The following is a 20006-nucleotide window of genomic DNA, read 5'->3' on the forward strand; positions in this document are numbered from 1 at the left end:
CTCAATGGTCCATTAATGTGACCTTGTTCATTTCTCGTAAGCCCTTCTGTAAAGCCTGGCTGAATTGATCAGGTTTATCCATCATGACATTATGTCCTGCGTTTGCGATGGAAATCATGTTTTTGTATGGTGCCTTAATAAGCGGGTAGTATTGTTCAAATAAATACTTAAAATGTAAGTCATACTGCCCTACTATGTATATAACAGGTACAGAATAGCTTGAAGATTGCTCTCTAATATCATGCTTTATTGCATATTCGGATAGAGGTGCCTGAAGCTTTTCCTTCCTTAGAAAATAGCTTAAGTGTCTTAAAGAAAAATATGGAGAAACTGCCCCTGCCTTTAAAAAGGCAAAGGAATCAGACATATATGAAATATAATTTTTTGCTATTTTATACATTTTAACAACGGCTGCTTCTGTCGCCTTTAAGCTGTCATGGAGCCCTTTTTGCAGTCGCTCTAGTATTTCCGCATCCTTCTCAGATCCTTGAACGAGAGCTTTTTTTCGGATTTCCGCAGCCATAAGAGCTGCCCCATCATTTAAATGGACGATTTGAGAAATACCAACATATGCTTTAGTCAGCTCTGGATAGCGCTGCACAAATAGACTTCCAATCGTCGTTCCCCATGAGTGACCCATAATGATGATTCTGTCCTGATTAAATCGTTTTGAGAGATACAGGACAATTTCATGAATATCCTCAACAACCTGGTCTGCAGAGAGAGAAGCAATAATTGTGTCTGCCTTTTTCTTGTTAAGAAAATAAGTTCTGCCAGTATTGCGCTGATCCCAGTTAACAACTGTATAATCATGTTCCCAGCCATATTGGTATTTATGCAGCACAGGCGTCATTGGTGTACCTGGACCACCATGAAGAAAAAGAATAATAGGATTGCTGATATTTTGTCCTCTTATATAAAGATATTGTTGGATACCGCCTATCTCCATTATCACCTCTTGATCAATCCCATGTTGTGAGTGAATTCTATGCTTTCGACGTATCGAATTTGCTAGAATCCACCGGAACAGCAATAAGATAAAAAGAAGAAGGAGGAACATATCCAATATTGTTATGAAATTTATTTTCGGCAATTGGTCGTCCCTCCTTATTTAATGGTTATTAAAATGTATTCCTCCTAGACATTACCAGAATAAAATCAAACAGACAATAACTTTTCCAGCTTTTCACAAAGGTCTCAAGAGGATGGTATCTAAATAGCATGGTCATTTTTTTTGAAAACTATAACAGATAAAAGACCTCCAATGCTAAGCGCAATGGAGATCAAATCTTCTTTATCTCATTTTATATAACAGTAGACATTGTCTCTTTTAAAACTTTTACAGAATGGTCGAACTGCTTTTGTTCCTCTTGGTTTAATGGAATTTCAAGGACTTCTCTTATCCCATCTACATTAATTACGGCTGGAACTCCGATATATACATCCTTATGTCCATACTGTCCATCCAGATGAACAGATACTGGTAAGATAGAATTTTCATTTCCTAATATAGCTTTTGTGATGCGGACAAGAGACATTCCAATTCCATAGTAGGTTGCTCCTTTTCGCTCGATAATATGGTATGCTGCGTCTCGTACATTGACGAAAATATCATCTAGATCCTTTTGGCTGTATTTGCTGTTTTTTGCAATTAATGTTTCGACTTCCTCTAAGCCAACTGTAGTGCGACTCCATACAGGCAATTCTGTATCACCATGTTCGCCAATAATAGCAGCATGAACGTTTCTAGTATCTACATTAAAGTATTCGCCAAGCATGTAACGGAATCTAGCAGTATCTAGTGTTGTACCAGATCCGATTACCCTTTCTTTAGGCAATCCAGATTCTTTCCAAGTCACATATGTCAGAATGTCTACAGGGTTTGTAGCAATAAGGAAGATGCCGTTAAAACCGCTGTCCATTACATTTTTGACAATTGTTTTGAAAATAGCTGTGTTTTTTGCAACAAGATCAAGGCGAGTTTCACCTGGTTTTTGCGGCAATCCAGCAGTGATGACAACTAAATCGGCCTTTTGGCAATCAGCATATTGGCCGCTCCATACTTTCACAGGAGTTGGTGCAAAGGGAATACCATGGTTCAAGTCCATTGCTTCACCCTCAGCTCTTAATTCATTCACATCAATCAGAACTAGTTCCTCCGCAACACCTTGATTAATAAATGAATAAGCGTAGCTACATCCAACTGCTCCAGTTCCGATTAAGACAACACGATTAATATTTTGTTTTTTCATGATTAATTCTCCTCTTTAATTATTATTTTAAAATAATATCCAGCTAACTAGACCGACTAATACTAATAAACTAACACTATATTTGATGGTAACCTTGAACAAGTCGCTATCCCTTCCCGCAAGTCCAACGGCTGCGGCTGCAACAGCAATAGACTGGGGTGATATCATTTTGGCCATTGTTCCGCCAATGACATTCACTGCAACCATTGTTTCTGGTGCAATTCCAATTTGGGTAGCAGTGACAGCTTGCAGTGGTGCAAATAGAGAACCACTGTTGACAACAGATCCTGTTAGGAAAACTCCTAACCAACCTAACAAAGGTGCAAATAAAGGAAATATATCACCTGTTGATGCGAAAGCAAGACCTAATGTAGAAGACATGCCAGAATAAGTACAGATATAGGCAAATCCAAGGACACTGCAAATAGTCAGCACAGGTGTTAAAAGCTCTTTTGCTGTTTCCTTTGTCGTTTCCACAAGCAGTTTTTTGCTGCATTTAAACAATATGCTAGCAACAATAATTGTGATGACAATAGCTGTTGTTGTAGATGAAAATAAATCAAGCTTAAAAACGGCTGCATATGGTGTTGCTTCTGGAACGATAGGTGGAAGCTTTATAACATTATTATTCAAGAATGGAATTGGAAGAAGAAATACTAATTTTTCCAATGGTCCATCTGTAATAAACAAGTTTTTGAATATAGATAAGTTGAATATTGTCACAATGATTGTTAAAAAGATAAATGGAAGCCATGCATATGCAATCGCAGATAGAGAGTACTTCACCGTTGTATCTGTTTTTTCCTCTTTATTAACACGATAAATCTCTTTAGGCTGCCATTTTTGCAAGAAAAGTGCTAATGCCACGAGACTTACGATTGCAGCAAAAATATTTGCTAGTTCAGCACCAATGAAATAAAGCACTAAGGCCTGTGTTATGGCAAAGGAGATACTAGCTACAAACACTGCCGGGTATGTTTGCTTGATTCCCTTCCAGCCGTCAATGATAAAAATAAGCAGAAATGCGACGATGACAGCAAGAATGGGAATGATGATGGCTGTATATCTGCCGACTGCTAGTCCATCAAGGCCTGTTAGCAATGCTGGAACTGTTACAGGAATTCCCATTGCTCCATATGCTCCTCCAGCAATATTGGCGATTAAGCAAAGACTTGCTGCATATATTGGGCTAAAGCCTAGTCCAACTAATATTGCTGCTGTTATTGCAACAGGAGCCCCGAAACCAGCAGCACCCTCTAAAAAGGCTCCAAATGAGAATGCGACAATTAAAACCTGTAAGCGCTGATCTGATGTGATAAAAGAAATACTATTTTCGATAATGGCAAACTTTCCTGTTTTTACAGTAATCTTATAAAGGAAGATTGCTGCGAATACAATGGAGGCGACTGGCCAAATGCCGGCAAGTGCTCCGTATAGTGCTGACATGAGTGCAAAAACAAAAGGCATTTTATATATGAAAACAGCAACAATACCTGCGACGATAATACTCAATGCTCCTGCTACATATCCTTTTAATTTAAATACGGTCAACATGAGGATGAAAAATAATATTGGGATAGCTGCAATGATGGCTGAGATCCATAAATTATTCAATGGATCATAAACTTGGTTCCATGCTGTCATGCTTTCTCAGCTCCTCTGGAATAAATTATTTTGTTTACAATTTCATTATAGTGGTTACTTTGTGAAAAACATCACATAATTATGTCTGTTTTGTGAATACGATATGTAAAACGCTTTCTTAATAAAAAGTTGTTCACTAGTTTGTAACATTTCAGTTCCCTTCCTTGTTAAAATAAAACATATTTTTTATATTTTTAGCCATTTCATGCTGAATATTCTAGATAAGCATAAAAGGTACTTATGTCTGATTTTTTAGAATAATCAGTTGACAGTTAGTAGCTATTTATGTAAAGTATAGGTAAATTAATAGGAAAATCCACTAGGGGAGCCAATTGAGGCTGAGACAAGAAGTTCTTGGACCCTTCGAACCTGATCTAGTTCGTACTAGCGTAGGAAAGTGGAGTCGGTATCTATTTAGTTTAAATGCGTTTATTTGACTATTTATAGGCCACTCCATTTTTGGAGTGGCCTTTTTGCGGTTTTGAAATGTAACAAGGTCACTTTATTTTCCTATTAATAAAAAAGGAGGAGATAAGTGATGAGTTTTTCTAAACAATTACGACAAGAGGCAGATCCGATTTTTGAGGCTATTTTTGCACACCCCTTTGTAAGAGGAATCGCAAATGGAGACTTGCAGGCAGAACAGCTTATCCATTATGTGAAGCAGGATTTTGAGTACCTGAACTCCTTTATGCAAATTTATGGAACAGCTATTTCCAAGTGTGATAACAGAAAGGAAATGCAAATGTTTAATGAGCAAATTTCTTTTGTCCTGCACAGTGAGATTCACCCTCATAATAATTTCTGTGAAGTAGCTGGTGTTACATATGAGCAGCTGCAAGGGTTCCCATTATCACCAAGTGCACACCATTATATCCGTCATATGCTAACAGTGGCCCAGTCAGGAGGAATACCAGATATTCTTGCCGTACTGCTTCCATGTCCATGGACATATGCAGAGATTGGCAAGAGGCTGCTTGAAGAGGTAAAGCCAGACTCAAGACATCCCTTCAATGAGTGGATTCGTTTTTATGGCGGCGGGTCGATGGGGATTACTGACACATTTTGTGAGCGTCTAGATGAATTGGCTGAGAGCTTAAGTGAGCAGCAAAAGCAAAAGCTGACAGAGTACTTTTTGATAAGCTGCCATATGGAATACAAGTTTTGGGACATGGCGTATACACTTGAGGACTGGCCTGTGAAGATAGAGGTTAAAGCATAATGGAATGGAAGATAAAAGAAGTTGTGCTGATGGTTGTTTTGTCTGTTGCTTGCGGAGTCCTCTATTTAGGCTGGTCTACATTATATTTGCCGGTTTCTGCATTAGTCGGTCCTGTTGGAGCTAACCTTATGTTTGGAATTTGGGTAATAGCAAGCCCGATTGTTGCCTATATCATTCAGAAGCCTGGCGCTGCATTTATTGCTGAAGTTGCAGCAGCAGCGGTAGAACTGCTCACTGGCAGTCACTTCGGATTGTCTGCGTTGCTGATTGGTGTCTTGCAGGGACTTGGTGCAGAATTAGCTTTTGCTGTCTTTCGCTATAAGCAATATCATGTTTCTGTTTTAATGCTGTCAGGCGCAATGGCGGCAGTAGGAAGCATGCTGTATAGCCTTATTGCCAATGGCTTCGGTTATTATACAACTGGCACATTACTGCTGACATTCATTATTCAAATTATCAGCGGCATGCTGCTTGGCGGGCTACTCGCGAAAGGCATAGTGGATGCTTTATTAGCAACAGGTGTACTCGATCATTTTGCTATAAATAAACAGGATACCCAAAAGGATGATAACGATGAGTTCATTGTTAGGATGTAAAAACCTTACTGTCCAGTTTTCTGGTCAAATGAAGCCTGTTCTTAATATTGTTTCATTAGATTTCCAGCCTGGAGAGAATGTGTTAATTCTTGGTCCGAGTGGCAGTGGCAAATCGACACTTTTGTCTGTCCTTGCCGGAATCATTCCAAACCATATTGAGGCAAAGGTTAAAGGCGAGGTAATCCGAAAGCAAAAAGTGGGTATCTTGTTTCAAGATCCTGATACGCAGTTTTGTATGCAGCATGTAGATGAGGAAATTGCCTTTAGTCTTGAGAATAGAAATGTTCCAACAGAGGAGATGGTCTTAAAGATAAAAGCACTGCTGGATATGGTCGGACTTAAGGTCGGGCTTCATGGGAAAATCGATGCATTGTCAGGAGGTATGAAGCAGCGTCTTGCGTTAGCTTGTGTGCTCGCATTAGAGCCTGACGTGCTGTTTTTAGATGAACCTACTGCACAACTTGACCCTGCTAGCAGGAAGGAGTTATTTAAGCTGTTGAAGCAGCTCGCAAGTTCGACTGGAAAAACAATGATCATGGTGGAGCATGTCCTTGACGGCTGCATGGAGTGGATGGATCGGGTCATCCTGTTAAATAAGCATGGCGAAGTAATTGGTGACGGTCACCCCCAATATATACTGGCGAAGTATAAAAGCCAAATGGAGGAAGCAGGAATATGGCGACCAGAAGTTTATCCATATGAGTGGCATGAAATTATTCGTAACAAGAATCATCCTTTAAGTAAACAATTAAACGAAAAGTATTTGCAAAGTAAGATGAAAAAAGAGGCATTACAGCATAATACTGATTCACTTATGTCTGCAGCGGCTGTAACTATTTCCTATGAAAGGAAGACCGTTCTCCGTGATGTAAACTTCCAGTTTGGAAAGGGAGAGTGGATTTCGATTATAGGTAAGAATGGAAGCGGGAAAAGCAGCTTGATAAAGGTACTGGCAAAGCTGAAAAAGATTAGCAAGGGCAGTGTTGTTTTCAAGGATATCCATTTGAAGAGGTGGAAGGAGAGCCAGTTATACGAGAAAATCGGATTTGTTTTCCAAAATCCAGAATGGCAGTTCATTACTAAAACAGTTTATGAAGAGATACTTTTCTCCGGAGAACAGCAAAATGTGAGACAGGAGTCAGCCGAAGCAAAAGCATTGGAGCTGCTGAAGGAATTTGGGCTTTTAAATTATTTAAACAGGAATCCTTTTAACCTGAGCTTTGGTCAAAAAAGAAGATTAAGTGTAGCGACAATGCTTCTTCTCAATCAGGAAGTTCTCTTGCTTGATGAACCGACCTTCGGACAGGATAAGCACTCGGCAGAGAGGCTGTTATGCTTATTGAAAAAGCGACAAGAGCTTGGGACAACAATCGTAATGGTCACACATGACATGAATATTGTTGATCGATATTCAAATAGGGTAATTTTATTTGATGAAAAAAGTCTTTGCTTTGATGGTCACCCTTTTTCCTTATTTTCAGATGATAAGCTGCTGGAGAAAACAGGACTTATTCCACCATTACATTATGCTTACGAACGAGCAGTGAAGGAGGAGTATTTACTTGGAAAGCAATCAATCCTGCTTGTCCCAAATTAATCCGAGTTATAAGCTGATAGCTCATATTATTGTTATGGTTATGCTCATGTTTATAGGGAACCCAATAAAAACATTAGTATTCTGGATCGCATTCTTACTGTTAGGGTTAGCGATAGGAGGGTGGACAGTAAGGTATTTGTTAAAAGTAATGGTTCCTTACTGCTTGTTTTTTGTGCTTGTTTTCTGGATGCTTGCTGCGTTCGGGAAGGGAGATAACGAAATTTGGCAGTGGGCATGGTTTCGGATAACAGAGGAAAGTATCGGTAATGGGCTGACCATTTCCTTAAGAATGCTTGCTTTCGTTACAATCGGCCTGCTCTTTACCTCAACTACTAATCTTCACTTATTTATGATGAGTTTGATCCACCAGCTAAAGGTATCTCCGAAATGGGCATATGGTTTTATGGCAGGCTTCCGCTGTATTCCGATGTTTCAAGCAGAGCTTGTGCAGTTGAAGGATGCGCACCGTATAAGAGGCTACAAGCAAAGAAGAGGCTGGCAGTCATTCAAAAGATATGCTATCCCACTTCTTACAAATGCTATTCGAAAGTCTGAACGAATGGCAATTGCTATGGAAGCACGAGGGTTTACCGGAAGCAGGGACAGAAGCTATTACAAAACAACAGCAATTACACCAATAGACGTTCTTTATGTCAGTCTGCTTCTTCTGTTTGCTATTTCGATGGTTTTTCTTTAAGTACCAAAAAGTGAAAATCCAAGGACTAAAGAGGGTATATTACCTTAAAGTTCTTGGATTTTTTAGTAGTAAATTTTCAAAAAGAGGTTTATTACAAGGAATATTAACATAGTTTATTAACGTAAAAATGGAAATAAAATCTAATGAAAAAAGAATTGACACAACATGTATATACAACATATAATTGAAAGCGTAAACAGTTTACTTGTATATACATGTTTATGAAATCGCAATCATATTAGAATAGATAGAACAGCTTTTGTTTATGGAAAAAAAGGGAGGATGAACTATGAGCAAGTATACAGAACCAGCAAAACAGCTTCTTGAGCATGTTGGTGGAAGCGATAACATTTCTGTTGTTACTCATTGTGCAACAAGAATGAGATTCGTATTGAAAGAGCCATCAAAGGCGGATATTAAAAAGGTAGAGGAAATCGGTCTTGTTAAAGGGACATTTACACAAGCTGGTCAATTTCAGGTTATTATCGGAAATGAAGTGTCTTCCTTTTACAATGATTTTATTAGCATTGCAGGGGTAAACGATACATCCAAGGATGATGCAAAGCAAGCAGCAAAGCAAAACATGAACTTTCTGCAAAGAATGATTGCTCACTTGGCAGACATCTTTACACCATTAATTCCAGCTATCGTTGTTGGGGGTCTGATTTTAGGTTTCCGAAACATCATCGGTGAAATCAAAATGGTTGAAGACGGTACAAAAACATTAGTGGAAGTTTCCCAATTTTGGGCAGGAACAAACGATTTTCTTTGGTTAATTGGTGAAGCGATATTTCACTTCCTTCCAGTTGGTATAACCTGGGCGGTTACTCGGAAAATGGGTGCAACACAAATATTGGGAATTGTCCTAGGTATTACACTTGTTTCACCACAGTTGCTTAATGCTTATGCTGTGGCGAGCACACAAGAAATTCCATTTTGGGATTTTGGCTTTGCTCATGTTGACAAGATTGGTTATCAAGCACAAGTGCTTCCGGCAATATTTGCAGGACTGCTGTTCTCCTTCTTGGAGCTGCGTTTGCGCAAAATCATCCCTAATGCTATCAGCATGATTGTTGTGCCATTCCTAGCATTAGTACCGACAGTTCTTATCGCCCACACTGTGTTGGGTCCTATCGGCTGGCAAATCGGTTCATTCATCTCTGATGTTGTATATTCTGGTTTGACTTCTTCACTAGGTTGGCTGTTCGCAGCAGTGTTTGGCTTTGCTTATGCACCGCTTGTTATTACAGGCTTACATCATATGACAAATGCAATCGACTTGCAGCTTATGAGCGAATTTAATGGCACAAACCTGTGGCCAATGATTGCGTTATCTAATATCGCACAAGGTTCTGCTGTATTGGCAATGATCTACATTAATCGCAAGGATGAAAGAGAAAAGCAAGTTTCCATTCCAGCAACCATCTCCTGTTATTTAGGAGTTACAGAGCCGGCAATGTTCGGTATAAACTTGAAATATGGCTACCCATTCTTGGCAGCAATGATCGGTTCCATGGTTGCAGGTGTGATTTCGGTTGGTTCACATGTTATGGCAAACTCAATTGGAGTCGGAGGACTTCCGGGAATTCTATCTATCCAGCCACAGCATATGGTTACCTTTGCAATCGCAATGGTTGTCGCAATCGTTATTCCGTTTGTATTAACTATCATTTTTGCTAAAGCAAACATGGGCAAAATCTCTTTAAAAAAATCAAGAGCTTAAAAGGAAAAAGCAGCTGAGCTTTCAGCTGCTTTTTTCCTGTTTTAATTTCTTAAACCCTCGAGTACAACTTGAGCTTGATACCCATCATAAAAATCTGGTAAATCTGCATCCTTGTTTTGGAGAGCTTTTGCCAATTCATCAATTAAAGAAGAAACAGGTGTGTTTTCTTCTAGCTTTTCGAAGTCACTGCCAAGCTTTGCTCCATAAAGGTCAGACCAGTTATGAAGTGCAAGTGTCCCTTCTGTGCCGTAAGCAGTGAATGTTACTTCTTCTTTTCCTGCTATTTGGCTGATTCCGTCAATAAATAATGGTGTGCCATCCGCTAATTCTAAAACTGCTAGTATGCCATTTTCAGACAGGCTAGCATCTTCCGGGAAGCTGATATTGCGGTGGACTAATTGAACAGGACCAAATATCTTTTGAATTTGCTGAATCCAGTGCACACCCACCTCCAGCACAAATCCGCCTTGCTCTCTGCGTCCAACCCAATTGTTTTGCTGCCATGCCCGCGGCCATTGCGGAAAATGCATTTTCAGCTCCAGCCTGCGTAAGTTACCGATATAGCCATTTTTTATATACGAAGCAAAAGTAGCGTTGCCCGCACTGTAGTTAAGAGGGAAATTCATTGCATGGATGATGCCCTTTTCCTTCGCCTGCTTATAAAGGCTTTCCGCTTCCTCCAATGAATTCGCCAAAGGTTTTTCACATAAAACATGCTTTTGTTTTGCGATACAATCTGAAACTATATCAAAGTGGAACTTTGGGGGAACTGCCACATACACTAAATCTATTTCTGCTTTTGCAAGGAGCTCTTTATAATCTGCAAAGCCTTGGACGCCTCCAAGTGCCTGGACTGTATCGTTAAGCAGTTCCTCTAAAGGATCACAAACAGCTGCAATCTCCATTTCTGGATGTTCCGTAAAGTTTGTAATAAGCCGCTGACCAATTGCTCCTAATCCGATAATTGCTACTTTTAACATAAACATCTCTCCTATATGTAAACTATCAATAGTTTACCAGTTTTTAGACTATTCTGTCTTGGTTGTGAAAAATATTTCGATAGAAAAAAATGAGAGTGCTATAATAATTGGAAAAACAGGATGGAAAGGAGTAGTGGGGTGACACATCGTTATTTTTTATCACTGGCACTGCCGTTAATTTTTGCAACGATTACTGTCCCGCTGCTTGGTGCTGTTGATACAGCAGTTGTTGGTCAGCTTCCAGACCCGGCCTATATTGGCGGGGTTGCTGTTGGAACGGTCATTTTTAACAGTATTTATTGGCTGTTCGGTTTCTTGAGGGTTAGCACATCAGGGTTTGCCTCCCAAGCATTAGGAGCAGATGATGAGATGCAAAGCTCGATGGCCTTTTTGCGTCCTGTCTGTATTGGTCTTATCATCGGACTCGTAATTTTACTTTTTCAAGAGGTAATTTTTAATCTGTCCATTTCTTTTTTAGGTGTGCAGGGAAATGTGAAAGCAATTAGCTCCGTATACTTTCATATTCGGATATGGGCAGCGCCCTTTGCATTAATGAATTATGCTGTTTTAGGCTGGCTATTAGGAATGGAACAAATTAAGGCTACGGTGCTGATCCAAGTACTGATGAATATTCTTAATATTGTGCTGGCGGTTGTGCTCGTCCTTGTGTTTCATTTAGGGGTAGCAGGTGTTGCAATTGCTGTGTTATGTGCAGAGGTTTTTGCCTTTGTGTTTGGGGTTATCCTGCTTGTGCGAAGCGGTAAGCTGAAAGTAAGCATGAGCACAAAGGAACTGTTCAGAAATCTATATGATAAGGATCCTTTAAAAAGGATGATGATAGTGAACAGAGATTTGTTTATCCGTACCATTTGTCTGTTGGCTGTATTCAATACCTTTACAGCAAAAGGAGCGGTATATGGGGAAGAGGTTCTGGCAGCAAATGCCATACTCATTCAAATACATTACATCATGGCATACTTTTATGATGGGCTTGCAAATGCAGCGAGTATTTTGACAGGAAAAGCAGTTGGGCAAAGGAATGGTCAGCTTTATGAAGCAACTGTTCAGAAATCATATTTTTGGTCTTTTACCTTTTCTGCTGCAATCAGTCTTGCATTTTTCCTTTGTAAGGATGCTGCGATTCCATTGTTCACGGTCGTAGAGGAGGTAGTTCTCATCACGAAGCAGTATGAAGGCTGGCTTATATTGTTTCCTCTTGCTTCAAGCATAGGGTTAGTATTTTACGGGATTTTTGCAGGTGCCGCGGAGGCAGGGCTTGTGAGGAACAGCATGCTAGTGTCTGTTGGGGTTTTCTTAGCAATCCTTTTCCCCGCAACTCACTATTGGGGCAACCATGGATTATGGCTTTCCTTCATTGTTTTCAGCCTGTTTCGCTCCATCCTGCTAGTGCGCTATATGCCGGCATTGGAGAAAAGGCTGCCATTTATGAACAAACAGACTTCAGCATAAAGAAACCACCGCATAATAGATGCGGTGGTCCTTTTTTTAAATATGACTTTTTGCTGTATTTTTAACACGTACCCGCTCCCACGGCTTTGACAGCCAGCGCTTGCAGGCGAAAATTCCTCTGAACCATTCATCAATACCTTGGGCCAGCCAAACACCAAGTAAGCCTAAGCCGAATGTTATACCAAGCGTGTAGCTAAGTGTAACGGCAATGCCCCACATGGAGATGATTCCAATGATAACTGGGAAGCGCACATCTCCTGCAGATTTTAAAGAACTCATCAAAACAATGTTCATTGCTCTTCCAGGCTCTGTAAATACAACCGCCCACAGGATTGGCACACCGACTGCAAGAATTTGGTAGTTATCTGTAAACAGCTCTAATATTGGTGAGCCAATAAGTGCCATCACGATAGCAGCCGTTAATGACGCAACCATGGCAATTCGTAATGTTTTAATGCCACGCTTAAGCGCACGGTCATACTGCTTTCCGCCGATATATCTTGCAACAAGGAGCTGTGTCCCTTCTGCAATAGCAACAGTGAATAAATAACAAATCATGGAGATATTAGAAATATATACTCTCGCTGCTAAGGAAGCATCTCCTAATGATGCAACAATTGCAGTGATGATTAATTGGGAAAATTGGTAGGAAAGATTTTCTCCTGCAGATGGTATCCCAATATATAGCATATCCCTAATATCCTGCTTGTTGATTTTAATGATGTCCTGTACTTTAAATGTCAACGCAATTCTTTTGTAAACTAAGTAAAGCAAAACAAAAACGGCAAATGCCCTTGCAATTACAATTGTCCAAGAAACCCCAATTACTCCTGTAATCGGCATACCGAATAACCCAAAAATGCTAAAAGCATAACCAATGACACTGATGATATTCATCATAATACTGACGATCATTGATTCTTTCGTAAAACCGTGGCTGCGTAAGATAGCGCTAAGTGCAAGTGAAAGAGATTCTAAGAAGAGGGAAGCACCACATATGCGGATAAATATAAGCCCGTAATTTAAAACTTCTCCTTGTATATCAAATAATCGTAACAAAGGCTCACCGAAGACTAAAACGAGGATGGCAACAATCACTCCGAACCAGACATTAAGGCCGACAGCAGATCTTGCAAATTGTCTTGCCTGGCTAAGTTCATTAGCTCCTAGTCTTTGCCCGATTAAAATCATGGCTGCAATGGAAGTGACGTTGAAAACGAGAATAAATATCCCTAGCAGCTGGTTAGCCACACCGACTCCGGATGCCGCATTATCTGAATAATGGCTAAGCATAAGTGTGGCAATAACACCCATACCCATATGCAATGCGAGTTCTATAAACAGAGGCCAAGAAATGTTAAAAAGAGTCTGTTCATGCATTTTTTTTGCTGTAACGTTCAAACTTTATATCCCCTTTACTTTTAAAGATTATTGGCAAATATAAGAACCATTTTATGCTTATTTGTAAGAAAGTAAAGAGGAAAACATCATTTTTTTTTGGAAAATTTTACTCTGTTTTGCATAGAGTAATAGGTTTGTTCTTATTGAAGAAATAGAGCGTTTTCATTTGAGTTTTAGGGTATTTTGAATAAATATTCTGATAAATAACAAAAGAAAATTACTCACTTTGTAAAAATGTAATGATTACTGTCATGACACATGTTAATATAGTAGAGTGTTATCATAAATTACTTTTAGACGGAGAAACTATAGAAAAGACTTAGGAGGCTAGTATGAAAAAAGAAGTATCAAATAAGAAGCTGCTCGGGATAGCAGGGCTAGGCTGGCTGTTTGACGCAATGGATGTCGGCATGCTTTCCTTTATTATTGCTGCACTCCAAGCAGATTGGGGCTTATCAGTGAAAGAGATGGGCTGGATTGGCAGTATAAACTCTATTGGGATGGCTGTGGGTGCATTCTTGTTTGGCATCATGGCAGACAGAGTAGGAAGAAAAAATGTTTTTATAATTACATTATTACTATTTTCTATCGGGAGTGGATTATCTGCATTCGCAACATCTCTCTGGCTATTCCTTGTCCTGCGTTTTTTAATTGGCATGGGGTTGGGAGGAGAGCTCCCAGTAGCATCAACACTTGTCTCTGAAAGTGTGCCTAACGAGAAGCGTGGTAGAGTAGTTGTTTTACTGGAAAGCTTCTGGGCATTTGGCTGGCTTCTTGCAGCAGTTATTTCTTATTTCATCATACCGAACTTTGATAATGGCTGGAGAATTGCTTTGTTAATCAGTGTCCTGCCAGCAATTTACGCCTTATATTTAAGATGGAATCTTCCAGACTCACCAAAGTACTTAGAGGTAGAGAAAAAGAAAAGACTGACAGCTTGGGAAAGCATTAAAACTGTCTGGTCAAAGGATAATGCGAAAAACACTGCAATGCTGTGGGTGCTTTGGTTTTGTGTCGTATTCTCCTATTATGGAATGTTCCTGTGGCTGCCAAGTGTGATGGTTTTGAAAGGCTTCAGCTTGATTAAGAGCTTCGAATACGTATTGATCATGACATTGGCACAGCTGCCTGGGTATGCACTAGCAGCATACTTAATTGAAAAGGCTGGCCGGAAATTTGTACTTGTTGTGTTCTTGATTGGTACAGCAATAAGTGCCTATATGTTTGGCACAGCAGAAAGCACAGCGTTGCTTATGACCTCAGGAATTTTGTTATCGTTCTTTAATTTAGGTGCTTGGGGAGCGTTGTATGCATATACACCTGAGCAGTATAAAACAAATGTCCGAGGTACAGGAGCGGGCATGGCAGCATCCTTTGGAAGAATTGGAGGGGTGCTTGGTCCATTGCTTGTCCCATATCTAGTAGCCCAGAATATATCAATTGCAGGCATATTCACTATTTTCTGTATCGCAGTTCTTATAGGAGCAGCAGCAGTTTTCTTCTTTGGAAGAGAAACAAAAAATACGGACATCGCATAATCGGAATAGGTTTTTTTTCCCTATTCTTTTTTTTATTTCTAAAAAACTGCAAATGTGAAAAAAATAACTATATATTCCTGCGTAAAGCTAAAAAATACCAGTAAAAATGAACAATATAGCAAAAAATGAGGAGAAATTCTTCCGAATTGGTTAAAAATGAGAACGCTTCACTATATTCAGAAATAAAATAATTATTTACATTTTCAGAATATTGGTGATATTATTGCTTCACAATAACTTGTTTTAGGAGGAGAATATCATGAAAGCAAAAGCAAATACAATTTTCACTTTATCACTCATTATTATTCTCATACTCAGCACGTAGGATTAAATGAACCCCCCATTACAATAATAGGGAATCGTTTAGTCCAGTTTTTGTTGTTTCAAACAACGGCGCTAAACGTGATGTACGATTGGTGCCTTTCCGAATAGCGGACAGGCTTTTTTATTGGAGATAAATAAGACAAGGGAGAAGAGAGAAATGAATAAAAAAACTTTTATGGATGGTTTATATAAAGCATCAGCAGGAATGTCGAACGCAGTATTGGTTACGTTAGGGTTAGGCTTGCTGCTAGAATCAATCGGAAAAGCGTTAGGATGGGACACTCTTACTCACATTGGATCTGTAGCGAAAGTCCTGTTGGCACCTGCTTTCGGTGCAGGGATTGCCTATCAGCTTGGTGGTAATACATTAGTAATTTTCAGTGCAATGGTTTGTAGTACAATTGGTGGAAATGCCATGCATTTAACAGAATCAGGCATGGTACTTGTTACAGGACAACCAATAAGTGCTGTACTAGCTGCTGTAATTGCAACAATCGTTGGTAAAAAGATCGTCGGCAAAACAATTCTGGATATGATTGCAATTCCGGCAGGGGCAATTCTAGTCGGCGGATTTGCAGGTGTAGGCTTGGCATATGTTACAACACCGTTATTAGAATGGATCAGCGCTGAAATTACTTCTTCTGTTCAAGGTTCACCGTTAGTAGCATCAATGGTAATTTCATTAGTTTGGAGCATTTTGTTAATGACACCTGCTTCCTCTGCAGCACTGGCAATTGCCTTGCAGATGGACCCTGTTTCAAGTGCAGCAGCATTAATTGGCTGTACAGTGCAGTTTGTTGGTTTTACAGCAATGTCACTTCGTCAAAACGACATGGGCGGCTTCTTGGCGCAATCCATCATCACGCCAAAGGTACAGTTCCCAAACCTGGTGAAAAACCCATTGTTAATCATTCCTCCATTTGTTGCAGCAGTCATTTGTGCACCAATTGCAACATTAGGATTTGGATTCACAGCAACATATGAATTAGCTGGTCTTGGATTAAACTCCTTGATTGCTCCAATCAGCATTTTGGCAACACAAGGAGCAACTGGTTTCTTAACATATATGGCATTAGGTGTAGTGCTTCCAATCGTCATCACATTGCCTTTATACTATGTCATCCTAAGAGTCGGCTGGGCAAAAACAGGAGACTTGGCAATGAAAGTTCAATAATATATAGAAGAAAAGAGCCTTCGACTTAACGAAGGCTTTTTTTCTTTCGCAAAAAAGTCTAAAAAAATAAGATGGATGAAAGCATCTAATAAGGAAAAGATAAACCTGTAGAAATATATGTGAAATAAATCACAAAAAGGCTTGCATACGAAAAAATAGTATGTATAATAAAGGTATGAACAAATTGTGAATGACATCACATAGTTTGTGATTTTTTTCACTTAATATGTGAATTAGTTCACAAAAAATACAAAAATTCTTTTACAAAGGAGCTTCTAAACCATGAAAGTAATTGTAATTGGATGTACACACGCAGGAACAGCTGCTGTTAAAACGTTAGCAAATGTAAATAATAATATAGATATCACTGTATATGAAAAAAATAATAATGTATCCTTCTTATCTTGTGGAATTGCCTTATATGTAGGTGGAGTTGCGAAGGATGCTAGTCAATTGTTCTACTCTTCACCAGAGGAGCTTAAATCATTAGGCGCAACAATGCATATGGAGCATGAAGTATTGGAAATTGATACAGAAAACAAAAAAGTGTTTGTGAAGGATTTGAACAGTGGGGAAACTCGCACTGATTTCTATGATAAGTTAGTAATGACAACTGGTTCTTGGCCAATCATTCCGCCAATTGAAGGAATAAGACTTGGAAACATTCTTTTATCTAAAAACTATAATCAAGCAAATGATATAATTGCAAAAACAAAAGACGTTAACCATGTTACTGTAATTGGTGCAGGCTATATCGGTGTTGAATTAGTAGAAGCCTTTGAGCAAAACGGAAAAAAGGTAACGCTTATTGATAGTGAAGACCGCATTCTGAACAAGTATTTAGATAAAGAATTTACAGATATTATTGAAGAAGAGCTTAAAGGAAAAGATATTGAGCTGGCATTGCAGCAAACTGTAACGAAGTTCGAGGGAAATGAAGCAGGGAATGTTACAAAGGTTATTACAACTAAAGGTGAATATGAGACAGACCTAGTTATTCTTTGTGTAGGATTCAGACCAAATACTGGCTTGCTTAAAGACAAAGTGGACCTATTGCCAAATGGGGCAATTAAAATTAATGAATATATGCAAACTAGTGATCCAGATATATATGCAGCAGGAGACAGCTGTGCAGTCAACTATAATCCAACAGGTGATAAAGTCTATATTCCACTTGCAACGAATGCAGTGCGCATGGGTACATTGGTAGGATATAATATCGCTGGTCAAAACGTGAAGTATATGGGTACACAAGGAACTTCTGGATTGCATCTATTTGGATTAAGTATGGCATCTACAGGTCTTACAGAACTGACTGCTAAAGCTAATAATATTCCTTATGAAGCAGCAACAATTATTGAAAACGACCGTCCAGAATTCATGCCGACATTTGAAGAGGTGCGCTTAAAAGTGCTTTACCATCAGGAAACGAGAGAAATTTTAGGAGCACAGATTATTTCAAAAGCAGATATGACACAAATGATGAATACATTATCTGTCTGCATTCAAACAAAAATGACAATTGACGAGCTAGCATTTGTTGACTTCTTCTTCCAACCGCATTTCAATAAACCATGGAACACATTGAACCAAGCAGGTTTGGCAGCAGTAGCAAAACAAGCTGAAAAAGTAAAAGAGCCAACAGGTGTTTAAGAATAGAATAGTTTAATTAGAAGGCCGCTATAAACTACATTAGTTTGTTGGCGGTCTTTTTGTATTGTTAAAGATTTGCCCACTCACTTAGCTGACACTTAAGCATTACGGACCATTCAATAGCAGACCTGATAGTGATGTTTTACATTAACACTGTGGAAATTTTAATAGTCGTAAAACACGTAATTGATACTATTTTTAAGAAGTCTCATATGCTACCAATAGTAGATATGCAGTTAATTTTATAAGATATTTAACAATATGAGAAGCGGTCTTTTTGGACTAAAATGAACTATTTAGATTAAAAGTCCTACTGATTTTGACAATATTCGCAACATACTGTGTGGAGTATTTATATTTACTATATAAATTGTTAAGGTGGTTTTGTTAGTGGGAACAAAGGTATTTAAGAATATTTCTTCAAAGGGAGGAAAATGTTGAAACTTATTATCGAAGAGGATTTTAAAAAGTTGACATATTACCAGACGAAAGAGCAATTAAGAAAATCGGTGAGTAAATATAAAAAGTTTATTTTAACTAAATCGTTGCGGCCAGACTTGAGTTATAACCTTCTGAGAGTATTAGATTATTTATTAGATCAATCCGTTTCGCCAATAGGTGTTTATGTAAAAGGAAGAAAACAAGTGGCGGAAGATTTAAGGCTAAGCATCAGCACCGTTTATAATCATTTCAACAGGCTGTTAATGCTTGGCATAATTGAACAATATAAATTTGCAGATGTTAATAGTACGAAGAGACCAACGTTTATTTATGTTGTTATTCCAAAGGATTTAAACACTGTTTTGAAGGGGAAATGGAAAAGGCATTAGAGTTTTACCATGTATACTGTATTGCTTCTTTAATTACTAGCAAAATTTATTAAACGGCAAAACCCTTTGACTTTAGTATTTTAAATTAAAATAATTGAAAATTTTGATTTTAACAATAACGCTGCTGATATGAATGGCAGCTTTTTTTGTATAGTACTCATCCTTTTCTTTTTCTTTATAGAAAAAATATAATAAAGAAACTAAGAATGAAAAGATTGGAGATCACTATGATTGATTATGTTCATAATAAGACAGAGGTTATTGCGAAGGAGCTTTTAGGAAAATTATTAATCCATGAAACGCCTGATGGAGTTTATTCAGGCTATATTGTTGAGACAGAGGCCTATATTGGCATAGAGGATATGGCGTGCCATACATATGAGGGGAAGCGAACGCCAAAGGTTGAGTCCATGTATCAAACGGGAGGAACTATTTATATTTATACGATGCATACGCATGCAATGCTTAATATTGTGACAAAAAAGCAAAATGATCCACAAGCAGTTCTTATTCGGGCAATTGAGCCTGCCTGTGGATTAGACAGAATGGTAAGAAACAGGAGTACCACGGGAGTTGCTGTTTGCAATGGACCTGGTAAATTAACGAAGGCAATGGCAATAACAAAGGAATTGAATGGGATGAAGATAGATGCCTCTGCACTTACGATTGATGGGACGCTCGGCAAGATACCTGCTAGCATTGTGGCTTCTGCCAGAGTCGGCATCCCCAATAAAGGAGACTGGACGTTAAAACCATTGCGATTCTTTGTAGAAGGAAATCCCTATGTTTCTGGAATGAGAAAAAGAGATTATAAAGCACTAGCGGATTGCTGGTCTTAATGAAAGTACACATTTTCTAAAAAAGAAAAAATGAAACAGTTGTCCAGATAGCGCTTTCACTAGTCT

The 20006-nt window shown here is 38.8% G+C and carries 16 protein-coding genes and 1 riboswitch; of the genes, 11 read left to right on the forward strand and 5 right to left on the reverse strand.

Going from position 1 to position 20006, the window contains the following annotated elements; all coding sequences use genetic code 11:
* Window position 1: 1 nt before the first annotated feature.
* From NQZ71_RS02840 to NQZ71_RS02850, 3 genes are all read right to left on the reverse strand, one after another.
* Entirely contained in the window at window positions 2–1093 is a 1092-nt protein-coding gene (locus NQZ71_RS02840) for an alpha/beta fold hydrolase (protein WP_144455038.1), read from the reverse strand.
* A 211-nt stretch (window positions 1094–1304) separates the two neighbouring features.
* Window positions 1305–2252 carry an L-lactate dehydrogenase gene (locus NQZ71_RS02845; protein WP_260055750.1) on the reverse strand — a complete coding sequence of 316 codons (948 nt, stop codon included), beginning with the start codon at window positions 2250–2252 and terminating at the stop codon, window positions 1305–1307.
* Window positions 2253–2279: 27 nt separating this feature from the next.
* A complete protein-coding gene (locus NQZ71_RS02850) occupies window positions 2280–3896 on the reverse strand; it encodes a lactate permease LctP family transporter (RefSeq protein WP_317011265.1) in 1617 nt (538 codons plus the stop codon).
* A gap of 311 nt (window positions 3897–4207) precedes the next feature.
* A riboswitch (TPP riboswitch) is annotated at window positions 4208–4309 on the forward strand.
* A 125-nt stretch (window positions 4310–4434) separates the two neighbouring features.
* On the opposite strand from NQZ71_RS02850, the gene tenA reads away from it, so the two are divergent.
* The 5 genes from tenA to treP all read left to right on the forward strand — a co-directional run bounded on the left by tenA (window position 4435) and on the right by treP (window position 9731).
* Complete coding sequence (gene tenA / locus NQZ71_RS02855) at window positions 4435–5118, forward strand: thiaminase II (RefSeq protein ID WP_317011266.1); 684 nt, start codon at window positions 4435–4437, stop codon at window positions 5116–5118.
* Window positions 5118–5714, forward strand: a complete 597-nt coding sequence (locus NQZ71_RS02860; protein WP_275008236.1) for an ECF transporter S component — start codon at window positions 5118–5120, stop codon at window positions 5712–5714. Before tenA ends, NQZ71_RS02860 begins: the two co-directional genes overlap by 1 nt.
* Window positions 5692–7311, forward strand: coding sequence for an ABC transporter ATP-binding protein (locus tag NQZ71_RS02865; protein ID WP_317011267.1), 1620 nt, complete (start codon window positions 5692–5694; stop codon window positions 7309–7311). Before NQZ71_RS02860 ends, NQZ71_RS02865 begins: the two co-directional genes overlap by 23 nt.
* Window positions 7277–8008, forward strand: a complete 732-nt coding sequence (locus NQZ71_RS02870) for an energy-coupling factor transporter transmembrane component T family protein (protein ID WP_275008240.1) — start codon at window positions 7277–7279, stop codon at window positions 8006–8008. The genes NQZ71_RS02865 and NQZ71_RS02870 overlap by 35 nt, the downstream gene beginning before the upstream one ends.
* Before the next feature lie 289 nt (window positions 8009–8297).
* A complete protein-coding gene (treP, locus tag NQZ71_RS02875) occupies window positions 8298–9731 on the forward strand; it encodes a PTS system trehalose-specific EIIBC component (protein ID WP_144455045.1) in 1434 nt (477 codons plus the stop codon).
* Window positions 9732–9772: 41 nt separating this feature from the next.
* On the opposite strand, the gene NQZ71_RS02880 is transcribed toward treP, so the two are convergent.
* A complete protein-coding gene (locus NQZ71_RS02880) occupies window positions 9773–10711 on the reverse strand; it encodes a Gfo/Idh/MocA family protein (RefSeq protein WP_260055746.1) in 939 nt (312 codons plus the stop codon).
* Between the two features lie 138 nt (window positions 10712–10849).
* On the opposite strand from NQZ71_RS02880, the gene NQZ71_RS02885 reads away from it, so the two are divergent.
* Entirely contained in the window at window positions 10850–12181 is a 1332-nt protein-coding gene (locus tag NQZ71_RS02885; RefSeq protein ID WP_317011268.1) for an MATE family efflux transporter, read from the forward strand.
* A 36-nt stretch (window positions 12182–12217) separates the two neighbouring features.
* Here the strand turns inward: NQZ71_RS02885 and NQZ71_RS02890 are convergent, their stop codons facing one another.
* The gene (locus NQZ71_RS02890; RefSeq protein ID WP_260055755.1) at window positions 12218–13561 is read right to left on the reverse strand and encodes an MATE family efflux transporter; all 1344 of its coding nucleotides are present in this window, start codon (window positions 13559–13561) and stop codon (window positions 12218–12220) included.
* Window positions 13562–13914: 353 nt separating this feature from the next.
* Between NQZ71_RS02890 and NQZ71_RS02895 the strand changes: the two genes are divergently transcribed.
* The 5 genes from NQZ71_RS02895 to NQZ71_RS02915 all read left to right on the forward strand — a co-directional run bounded on the left by NQZ71_RS02895 (window position 13915) and on the right by NQZ71_RS02915 (window position 19940).
* A complete protein-coding gene (locus NQZ71_RS02895) occupies window positions 13915–15120 on the forward strand; it encodes an MFS transporter (protein WP_144455048.1) in 1206 nt (401 codons plus the stop codon).
* 481 nt (window positions 15121–15601) lie between these two features.
* Window positions 15602–16618, forward strand: a complete 1017-nt coding sequence (locus NQZ71_RS02900) for a PTS sugar transporter subunit IIC (RefSeq protein WP_144455049.1) — start codon at window positions 15602–15604, stop codon at window positions 16616–16618.
* Window positions 16619–16900: 282 nt separating this feature from the next.
* Entirely contained in the window at window positions 16901–18271 is a 1371-nt protein-coding gene (locus tag NQZ71_RS02905) for an FAD-dependent oxidoreductase (protein ID WP_317011269.1), read from the forward strand.
* A gap of 434 nt (window positions 18272–18705) precedes the next feature.
* Window positions 18706–19101: a helix-turn-helix domain-containing protein gene (locus tag NQZ71_RS02910; protein ID WP_144455051.1), complete on the forward strand. Its 396-nt coding sequence runs from the start codon at window positions 18706–18708 to the stop codon at window positions 19099–19101.
* 230 nt (window positions 19102–19331) lie between these two features.
* Window positions 19332–19940 (forward strand): DNA-3-methyladenine glycosylase, encoded by a 609-nt coding sequence (locus tag NQZ71_RS02915; protein ID WP_186304061.1) that lies wholly within the window; start codon window positions 19332–19334, stop codon window positions 19938–19940.
* Window positions 19941–20006: the final 66 nt, after the last annotated feature.

Origin of the sequence: Niallia taxi (genome assembly GCF_032818155.1) — a bacterium.
GTDB classification, from domain to species: domain Bacteria; phylum Bacillota; class Bacilli; order Bacillales; family Cytobacillaceae; genus Niallia; species Niallia taxi_A.

Excerpts from the sequence above, each read along its gene's own strand:
- tenA (WP_317011266.1), top strand. The coding sequence starts at position 4,435 with ATGAGTTTTTCTAAACAATTACGACAAGAGGCAGATCCGATTTTTGAG.
- NQZ71_RS02865 (WP_317011267.1), top strand. The coding sequence starts at position 5,692 with ATGAGTTCATTGTTAGGATGTAAAAACCTTACTGTCCAGTTTTCTGGT.
- NQZ71_RS02890 (WP_260055755.1), bottom strand. The coding sequence starts at position 13,561 with ATGCATGAACAGACTCTTTTTAACATTTCTTGGCCTCTGTTTATAGAA.
- NQZ71_RS02905 (WP_317011269.1), top strand. The coding sequence starts at position 16,901 with ATGAAAGTAATTGTAATTGGATGTACACACGCAGGAACAGCTGCTGTT.
- NQZ71_RS02880 (WP_260055746.1), bottom strand. The coding sequence starts at position 10,711 with ATGTTAAAAGTAGCAATTATCGGATTAGGAGCAATTGGTCAGCGGCTT.
- NQZ71_RS02910 (WP_144455051.1), top strand. The coding sequence starts at position 18,706 with ATGTTGAAACTTATTATCGAAGAGGATTTTAAAAAGTTGACATATTAC.
- NQZ71_RS02850 (WP_317011265.1), bottom strand. The coding sequence starts at position 3,896 with ATGACAGCATGGAACCAAGTTTATGATCCATTGAATAATTTATGGATC.
- NQZ71_RS02900 (WP_144455049.1), top strand. The coding sequence starts at position 15,602 with ATGAATAAAAAAACTTTTATGGATGGTTTATATAAAGCATCAGCAGGA.
- NQZ71_RS02860 (WP_275008236.1), top strand. The coding sequence starts at position 5,118 with ATGGAATGGAAGATAAAAGAAGTTGTGCTGATGGTTGTTTTGTCTGTT.
- NQZ71_RS02895 (WP_144455048.1), top strand. The coding sequence starts at position 13,915 with ATGAAAAAAGAAGTATCAAATAAGAAGCTGCTCGGGATAGCAGGGCTA.
- NQZ71_RS02845 (WP_260055750.1), bottom strand. The coding sequence starts at position 2,252 with ATGAAAAAACAAAATATTAATCGTGTTGTCTTAATCGGAACTGGAGCA.
- treP (WP_144455045.1), top strand. The coding sequence starts at position 8,298 with ATGAGCAAGTATACAGAACCAGCAAAACAGCTTCTTGAGCATGTTGGT.